General features: G+C 65.2%; 10 protein-coding genes. 7 read left to right on the top strand and 3 right to left on the bottom strand.

The features are described from left to right. Positions 1-592, bottom strand: a 592-nt coding sequence (locus ISO4_RS16530) for a hypothetical protein (RefSeq protein ID WP_194856941.1), incomplete at its 3' end; no start/stop codon positions are given. Further along, complete coding sequence (locus ISO4_RS16525) at positions 582-1,877, bottom strand: sialidase family protein (RefSeq protein ID WP_228548219.1); 1,296 nt, start codon at positions 1,875-1,877, stop codon at positions 582-584. The genes ISO4_RS16525 and ISO4_RS16530, both read right to left, overlap by 11 nt. A 133-nt stretch (positions 1,878-2,010) precedes the next feature. Here ISO4_RS16525 and ISO4_RS16520 point away from each other — a divergent pair, with 133 nt between their 5' ends. The 6 genes from ISO4_RS16520 (at position 2,011) to glpE (ending at position 6,753) form a co-directional block, all read left to right on the top strand. After that, positions 2,011-2,730, top strand: a complete 720-nt coding sequence (locus ISO4_RS16520) for an START domain-containing protein (protein WP_194856940.1) — start codon at positions 2,011-2,013, stop codon at positions 2,728-2,730. A gap of 75 nt (positions 2,731-2,805) precedes the next feature. Next, on the top strand, positions 2,806-3,543 hold the full coding sequence (locus ISO4_RS16515; RefSeq protein WP_194856939.1) for a lysophospholipid acyltransferase family protein: 738 nt from the start codon (positions 2,806-2,808) through the stop codon (positions 3,541-3,543). Positions 3,544-3,670: 127 nt separating this feature from the next. Next, positions 3,671-4,504 (top strand): SDR family NAD(P)-dependent oxidoreductase, encoded by an 834-nt coding sequence (locus ISO4_RS16510; protein WP_194856938.1) that lies wholly within the window; start codon positions 3,671-3,673, stop codon positions 4,502-4,504. A 2-nt stretch (positions 4,505-4,506) separates the two neighbouring features. After that, positions 4,507-5,088, top strand: a complete 582-nt coding sequence (locus tag ISO4_RS16505) for a DUF938 domain-containing protein (protein WP_142950054.1) — start codon at positions 4,507-4,509, stop codon at positions 5,086-5,088. Positions 5,089-5,192: 104 nt separating this feature from the next. Continuing rightward, a complete protein-coding gene (gene rhlB, locus ISO4_RS16500) occupies positions 5,193-6,416 on the top strand; it encodes an ATP-dependent RNA helicase RhlB (RefSeq protein ID WP_267254100.1) in 1,224 nt (407 codons plus the stop codon). Positions 6,417-6,435: 19 nt separating this feature from the next. Then, positions 6,436-6,753, top strand: a complete 318-nt coding sequence (glpE, locus tag ISO4_RS16495) for a thiosulfate sulfurtransferase GlpE (RefSeq protein ID WP_194856936.1) — start codon at positions 6,436-6,438, stop codon at positions 6,751-6,753. A gap of 5 nt (positions 6,754-6,758) precedes the next feature. On the opposite strand, the gene ISO4_RS16490 is transcribed toward glpE, so the two are convergent. Then, positions 6,759-7,436: an OmpW/AlkL family protein gene (locus ISO4_RS16490; protein WP_194856935.1), complete on the bottom strand. Its 678-nt coding sequence runs from the start codon at positions 7,434-7,436 to the stop codon at positions 6,759-6,761. Between the two features lie 106 nt (positions 7,437-7,542). Here ISO4_RS16490 and ISO4_RS17190 point away from each other — a divergent pair, with 106 nt between their 5' ends. After that, the gene (locus ISO4_RS17190; protein WP_194856934.1) at positions 7,543-8,550 is read left to right on the top strand and encodes a hypothetical protein; all 1,008 of its coding nucleotides are present in this window, start codon (positions 7,543-7,545) and stop codon (positions 8,548-8,550) included. Positions 8,551-8,636 lie beyond the last annotated feature (86 nt).

The raw sequence follows: 8,636 nt of genomic DNA, 5'->3' as shown, positions 1-8,636 counted from the left end.
GGGTCGCGGCCTGGCGGCGCGCGGCGCGCACGTCGCGGCGCACCACCAGGCGATCACGCACCAACCAGCCGGTGGCCCAGAACACCAGCCAGGGATCGATCAGATAATCCCAGAGATTGTCCGAGTGCAGCAGGTTGAAGTAGAACGCCCCCTGGGCCGCGATCAACACCACGCAGGGCGCGTAGGCCCGGTTCATCCACGCGAACAGGCCGATCAGCAGCAACACGCTGCTGAACAGGATGTCGCCGAAGCCCAGCGCATAGGGATCGGCGTAGCTGGACCCCAGGCTCATGGGGTAGAAGAACAGCGCCAGCCCCACCAGCATCACGCACACCGCCCGCAGCTGTCCCACCGGCAACCAGTAACGGCCGCGCAGGCGGTGGTGAATGGCGGCCACCGCCAGCAGGCCCGAGGTAATGCTCAGGTGGCTCAAATAACTCATCACCCAGCCGGCCAGCCCGACCGGAAACGGCAGCAACGACCAGACCACCAGCGCGACCGCCAGCCCGCCGCGCACCGGCAACGGCAGACGAGCGCTCAAACGCAGCCAGATGGCCGCCAGCACCAAGGCACAAATAAGGCTAGAAATCACCGGCCATCCCCCCCAATAGCGGCTGATCCTCAGGAAGCCAGGCGTGGCGAATCGCCGACTTGTTCCAAGTGTAGAGAATATGCACATCGCCGTTGGCGGCTTGGATCACATACGGATAGTCGTACTGGAACTCGCAGCCCTGTTCGGCGCACTTGTTGCGCTCCACGCGCTGGCGCAGCAACGAGGGGCTTTCGGTTTCCAGGGTGCCGGCCACCTCCTCGGAAATCATTTCCATGTACTCGGTCTGCGGCACGTTGCCTTCGCGCCATTGCGCCCGGTTATGGAAGAAATAACGCCCGGACCAGGTCTTGCCGCCATCATGGGTTTCGCGCATGCAGAGATCGTCGCGCTCCATCGGGTTGCAGTTCGCCACCAGCAGCCAGTGCCCCGGCGACAGCACCACGCCACCCACCGCCGATGACGGGTTCTGCAGCTGCGACGGGCGCAGCGGCGACCAGTCACCGCCGCCGTCGCGGGTCTCACTGCGGTACAGGAAGCCGGGGTGGGTATCGGTTTCATTACGCAGGAAGGCGGTGGCCCGTTTCGGCCCGTCCACCAGCACCAGCGGCTGAATCGCCTTGCGGCCGTGGCCGATACGCTCCTTGTCGACGATCCGATTGTGATCGTCCAGGCGCAGTATTTCGCCGAATTTACCCACCATTTCGTGGTACACCGGCAGGCCCACGGTGCCGTCCTGGTAGCGGATCGGCGGGGTTTTCACCAGGGTGCTGATGTTCAGAAACGGAGAGGTGACCAGCGCCTCGTCGAACCGCCAGCTGGCGCCCATGTCGTCGGACTCCAGCACCACCAGGCGGCTCGCCGCCCAGCCGCCGAAACTCACCGCCACCACGAACAGCCGCATGCGACCGTTGTCGTCCAGCACCGGCACGGCATTGCCCAGCTTGCGCACGTGCCGGCCCCACTGCAGGCGGATCTGCTCGCGGGTGACAACCCGCTCTTCCTCGCTCCAGGCACCCTGTTGCGGGTCGAAAATCGCCGAGTGGATGGCCACGTCCGGCCCGCCTTCACGCTTGCCGGCGAACCAGAACGCACGCAGGCGGCCGTCCGGCAGCGCCACCATGGAGGGCGCGTGCACCAGCGGCGTCTCGCCATCGGAGGCGAAACGCATCTGCCATTGACCGTTCAACCGGTCGTGGCCGGGCACGTAATCCGGCTTGAATTCAGGCTTGGAAACCCGTTCCTGGTGTTCCGGCAGCACCGCCACGAAACTCACCAGCAATAAAGCGCCAAGCAACCAGTGAAAACCACGTCTTGCCATGGGCATTCGGCATCCGTTTGTCAAGGTGCAAGGAAAGGCACGAAGTCTAACACCGGCGTACGGGGATTGCCCCTACCCGGCGAAGACAAGCGACATCGATGATGGCATAATGCATCTACGACTTTCGGGTGACTTTTATATGCAAACCTCTCTCCGGGCAATCCCCTACCTGGTTCTGCTGGCGGCGTTGCTGACCGCCGGGCGGCTGCCCGCCCAGGCCGGCGCCTGGCAACTGGTCAGTGATCGCAACGGCATTCAGGTCTACATGCAACATGGAGACCGGACGGCGCTGAAAACGTTCCGTGGCGTGACCCGCTTCCCGCTCGACGATGAGTACGCCATGGTGGCCCTGCTCAACGATTACCAGGCCTACCCGGACTGGCTGCACTTCGTGGACAGCGCCTGGGAGCTGGGCCGCAGCAACGAACAGGTGCGCCAGCTGCACTTCACCACGCTGTTGCCCTGGCCGCTGGCCGACCGGGAGGCGGTGCTGCAGACCCGGGTGATACAGGCCAGCGACCCGACCAGCGAAGAAGTGGTGGTGGACCTCAGTAACCGCCCCACCCTGCTGCCCCCCAACCCGGAGTACGTCCGCTTCCCGCACATGGAAGGAATGCTGCGCTTCCGCCGCGTGGCGCCGGGCGAGGTGGAGGTGGTCTACCAGCTGGAATTGAATCCCGGCGGCTACATCCCCGCCTGGCTGGCCAACATCCTGCTGCGCGACGCGCCCTATTTCACCCTTGAGCGACTGCGCCGGGTGGTGCACCGCGCCGAATATCAGGGGCACTATTACGACTGGCTGGACCTGCGCGGCCCGGGCCGTCCGGAGCCGGCCAAAAACGTAACAAAAAATCCCTGACACCTGTCATATTCGGCCCTTTTCGCTACCATTGATGTGGATTTTTTCCGATGCCGTCCGGGGGAGACCACTGGCATGGTGAACGCGCTTTTCTTTATCTACTCCTGGTTTATTTTCGTACCGCTGATGCTGCTGGCCACGGTGGTGGCCGGTGCCGTGTGCCTGTGTCTGGTGCCGTTTCTCGGCCCGCGCCGGGTGGCGCGCCTGAGCGCCGTGCCCTGGGCGCGCCTGGGGCTGCTGCTCAGCGGCGTGCAGGTGCGCGTGCACGGCCTGGAGAACGTGGACCCGTCGCGCAGCTATGTGATTGTCGCCAATCACCTCAGCCAGTACGACATCTGGGTGCTCTACGGGCACCTGGAGCAGGATTTTCGCTGGGTGATGAAACAGGAACTGCGGCGCGTGCCGGTGATCGGCGTGTGCTGCGCCCTGCTCGGCCATGTGTTCATCGACCGCCGCGACCGGGCCTCCGCCCTGGCCAGCCTGGAGCAGGCCAAACAACGCCTCACCGGCGGCACCAGCATCCTGTTTTTCCCGGAAGGCACCCGCAGCCGCAGCGGTGAGCTGCGCCCGTTCAAGAAGGGCGCCTTCCGCATGGCCCAGGACCTGGACCTGCCGATTCTGCCGGTCACCATTATCGGCACCCGGGAAATTCTGCCGGCGGATTCCCTGCGCATGCACCCGGGCACCGTGGACCTGACCGTGCACGCCCCGGTGGCCGTCACCGGCAAGGACGACGCCGCCGTGGAAGACGCCATGGCGCGCAGCCGTGCCGCCATCGCCAGCGTCGGCGAAGGCTACCTGGAGCTGACCTGACGCCGCTCTGTTACCCTGGCGTCGCCCGGCGCCGGCGGCGTGGCCAGCTTCGACGTTGGAATTGGCCCCTTTTGCATGTCCGATGCCGCTACACTCCGGCCATTCAGACGGAATCGGAACAGCAACTATGAAAGACTTCCAGAATAAAGTAGCAGTGATCACCGGCGCCGGCTCGGGCATCGGCCGGGCCCTGGCCCGGGATCTGGCCGCCGCCGGCGCCCGGCTCGCCCTAAGCGACGTGAATCAGGTCGGCCTGCAGGAAACCGCCGACAGCCTGGGGCTGGGCAGCGACCGCCTGATCACCGAAGCCTTCGACGTGGCCGACCGCGACGCCTTTTACGCCTTCGCCGAGCGGGTCACCGGTCACTTCGGCGCCGCCCATCTGGTGTTCAACAACGCCGGCGTGGCCCTGGGCGCCACCGTGGAAGACATGAGCTACGAAGACTTCGAGTGGTTGATGGGCATCAACTTCTGGGGCGTGGTGCACGGCACCAAGGCGTTCCTGCCCCACTTGAAAGCCGCCGGCGAAGGGCACATCGTCAACGTGTCCAGCGTGTTCGGCCTGATCGGCGTGCCCACCCAGTCCGCCTACAACGCCGCCAAATTCGCGGTGCGCGGCTTCACCGAGGCCCTGCGCCAGGAGCTGGAAATGGAAGGCGGCCGGGTGTCCTGCACCTCGGTGCATCCGGGCGGCATCAAGACCAATATCGCCCGCAACGCGCGCATGGGCGCCGGCGTCGAGAAGATCACCGGCGACGTGGACAAAGCGCGCCGCGATTTCGAGAAGATGTTCCGCACCACGCCGGAAGAGGCCTCCCAAACCATCCTCAAGGGCGTGAAAGGCAATAAGCGCCGGGTGCTGATCGGCTCCGACGCCCGCGCCATCGACAGCATGCAGCGCCTGATGCCGACCGCCTATCAGCGTATTATGGTGGCCGGACAGAAAATGATGCGGAAATAACCATGAAACCTTTCTCCCAGGCAGCCGAAAACAACAAGGGTCCGATCCTTGATGTATTGCGTGACTATCTCACTGCCCCGGGTGATCTGCTGGAAATCGGCGCCGGCACAGGCCAGCACGCGGTATGGCTGGCGCCGCACTTCCCCCAGGTGCTCTGGACGCCCACCGAGCTGCCGGAAAACCTGGACGGCCTGTCCCAGTGGCTGGCCGACGCCCCCAGCGACAACCTGGCCGAACCGCTGGCGCTGGACGTGGAAGGCGACTGGCCGGCGCAGGCCTACCGCTACATCTTCACCGCCAACACCTTTCATATCGTCTCCCGTCCGCAGGTCGAGCTTTGCATCCGCCGGGTGTGCGAGACGTTACTGCCGGACGGTCGCTTCCTGGTGTACGGCCCGTTCAATTATCACGGCACCTACACCAGCGACAGCAACCGGGAGTTCGACCTGTCGCTGAAAGCCCGCGACATTGCCATGGGCATCCGCGACCAGGAGTGGGTGGTGGAACGCTTCGCCGAACACGGCCGCGAGCTGATCCACGACCACGCCATGCCGGCGAATAACCGCATTCTCGTGTTTGGCTGAGACACAACCCGAGATTCCTCTGACAGTGCTGCCCGCTTTTTATACACTAGGTTCCCGTTCCCATGGCCGGGCCGTTTTCCGCAGCACCCAAACCGAGCGAATCCATGCAAAACGAAACCACCAGCGAATGGAGCCTGGAGCAGTTCCAGGTCCCGGAAAAAGAAGGCGAAACCCGCTTCCACGACTTTGACCTGGAGCCGGCGCTGATGCACGGCATCGCGGACGCCGGTTTTCAGTATTGCACGCCGATCCAGGCCCAGGTGCTGACCCACGCGCTGGCCGGCGCCGACACCATCGGGCGGGCGCAGACCGGCACCGGCAAGACCGCCGCCTTCCTGATCACCATCATCAACGACCTGCTGCGCCACCCGATCACGGTGCCGCGCTACGCCGGCGAACCGCGGGCGCTGATCGTCGCGCCCACCCGGGAGCTGGCGATGCAGATCGAGAAGGACGCCAAACTGCTGGCCCACCACACCGACCTGCAGGTGATGAGCGTGGTCGGCGGCATGAACTTCAACCGCCAGCAGGAACGCCTGCAAACCCGGCTGATCGACATCCTGGTGGCCACCCCCGGACGCCTGCTGGACTTCGCCAAACGCCGCGACCTGTGGCTGGACCGGGTGGAAGCCCTGGTGCTCGACGAGGCCGACCGGATGCTGGACATGGGCTTCATCCCCGACGTCAAACGCATCGTCAACATGACCCCGAGCACCCGCTACCGGCAGACCCAGCTGTTCTCCGCCACCTTCAACGACGACGTGATGAACCTGGCCGGGCGCTGGACCGAGGCCGCCCAGGTGGTGGAGATCGAGCCCACCCAGGTGACCACCGACACCGTCGACCAGAAGGTCTACATCACCGCCACCCAGGACAAGTTCAACCTGCTCTACAACCTGATCACCCGGGAGAACATGTCGAAGGTGATCGTGTTCGCCAACCGCCGCGACATTACCCGGCGGCTCAACGACCGGCTGCATAAGAAGGGCCTGAACGTGTCGCTGATCTCCGGCGACGTGCCCCAGAACCAGCGCATGAAGACCCTGGAGCGGTTCCGCGCCGGCGACCTGCAGGTGCTGATCGCCACCGACGTGGCCGGGCGCGGCATTCACATCGAAGGCGTGTCCCACGTGATCAACTACAACCTGCCGGAAGACCCGGAGGATTACGTCCACCGCATCGGCCGCACCGGCCGCGCCGGCGCCAGCGGCGTATCGATCAGCTTCGCCTGCGAAGACGACGCCTTCCTGCTGCCCCAGCTGGAGCAGGCCATCGGCATGAAACTCAACTGCGTGCACCCAGAGACCGCGCTGGTCGCCGACCAGTAGCCCCGGAAGGAAGAATCCCATGGCGGAACGCATTAGCCCGGAAGAAGGGGTTATCAAACTGCAAAGCGGCAACACCCTGTTCGTGGACGTCCGCGACCCGACCAGCCACCAGGAAGCCCGTATCCCCGGTTCCCTGCTGCTCAACCAGACCAACCTGGAAGACTTCCTCGCCGCCACCGACCGCCAGCAACCGCTGGTGGTGTACTGCTACCACGGGCACTCCAGCCAGGGCGCCAGCGACTACCTGGCGGAGCAGGGCTTCCATTCCGTGGTCAGTCTCGACGGCGGCTTTGAATACTGGCGCCAGGCCCACCCGGAACACGTGGACAGCGAGTAGCCGGCTCAGAACGCGCGGCCCACGCCCACCATCCACACCAGGGGATCGATCGCCACATCCACCTTGTCCACGGTGGTGCCGTTCACCGTAAGGCGCGCCTCGGTATCCAGGTCCATCTTCCAGGCGGAGAGGTTCAGGAACCAGCCCTCACTCAGCGCCACGTCGACCCCAAGCTCCGCGGCCAGCCCCCAGGAATTGGAGAGATGCAGATCCGCGTCGGCGCCGCCGATCAACGGGCTGACCACGCCGTCGTCGATGCGCTCGCTGAAGAAGCGGGTGTAATTCACCCCGATGCCGGCATAGGGACGAACGCGGCCGTACCCCGGCAGCGAGAACTGGGCCAGAACCGTGGGCGGCAGATGCTTGGTCTCGCCGATGCGGGTACGCCCCAGCGCGGTGTCCTCCAGATAGAGGTCATGCTCGAACGGCGTGGCCGCCAGCAGCTCGATACCGAACCAGTCCTTCAACATGTAGGTGACGGTGACGCCCGCCTGGGTGTCGCTGTCCACATCCACGGTACCGCCGGTGAGGGGCGCCACCGCGAAGGCGTCGCTGTCCACGTCCGGCTCCACGGTGGCGGCGCCAAAGCGCACCACCCAATCGCCGGCCTGATGCGCCTGGGCCCCGCCGCAGGCCATGCCGGTTAGCGCCAGCGCCAGGGCGATTTGTCGCGATAGTTGCATGCTCTTGTCCTTTGTTGGCTCATGATAGGTGCCCATTAAAAGACGAGGCGCCGCCACGCTCCTTGCCTCAGATCAACGGAACAGACCGGATAAAAAGAGGAACGCCATGAACGCAGCCCAACTGGCCGACGCGCTCAAAAACGCCCATGTGGAACACGCCCGCCTGCGCCTGCAGGAGAAGCGCTACTGGCAGCAACAACTGGACGACGGCGTTAAAGCGCTGGGCAAAACCCCGGTGGGCGCCCTGGTGGACCCGGACGCCCTGGCCAAGGTGGTGGACGACTGGCTGGCCAGCGTGAACACCGCCCAGGGGCTGCGGCCGGTGATCATTGCGGTGAGCGAAGCGATTCTGGAACAGGCCGGCGACGACCCGGCCACGGTGGGGGAGCTGCTGAACGAGGCGCACTTCGAAGCCATCCTGGAGCAGGCCCTGCGCCTGAAAACCCTGCGCGAAAAAGCCATCCACGCCTGTCTCAACCATCCGCTGGTCAGCGACATGGTCAGCGAGATGCTCTACACCGGCATCAAGAACTTCCTGCTGGAAGAGAACGTGCTCGCCAAGCTGCCCGGCGTCAGCAGCATGATGAAGCTGGGCCGCAAAAGCGTCGGCAAGGCCATGGGCGGCCTGGAAGACAGCATCCGCGACTACCTGCGCCACAACACCCGCGCCACCCTGAAAACCGGCGAGCAGTGGCTTAACCGCCAGCTCACCGACCAACGAATCGCCGAACTGGCCCGCGACGGCTACCGGCGCCTGGCGCCGCTCAAGCCGGCGGACGTCATCAGGACCGCGCCCCAGGGCCTGGCCGGTGACGTCGCCACCCACGCCTGCGTGATCGCCGACGAAGCCGCGCGCCTGGACTACAGCCGCCGCCTGGTGGCCGCCGGCATCCAGGCGGCGGTGCAATCGTTACTGGAAAAGGACCTGCCCGCCCTGCTCAAGGCCATGGGCACCACCCCCAAAAAACGCAGCCAGGCCCTGGCCCCCGCCCTCGCCACCGGCGCCGCCGTGCTCGACCAGCAGGGCGTCCTCACCCCCTGGATCGAGCAAGCCCTCGGCGACTTCTACGATAGTGACGCCTGCAAGGATGTCCTCGAGAAAGCCCTGTCGTGACGGGTACTCCGTAACCGAGACACGGTGCAATGGTACTAGGTGAGCCTCTCCATCAAGGGCGCGGGTCTGTGTTAGGCCCTTCCGGG

This window comes from Alloalcanivorax venustensis ISO4 (genome assembly GCF_015356855.1).
GTDB lineage: Bacteria > Pseudomonadota > Gammaproteobacteria > Pseudomonadales > Alcanivoracaceae > Alloalcanivorax > Alloalcanivorax venustensis.
This window is presented reverse-complemented; position numbering and strand designations above follow the sequence as displayed.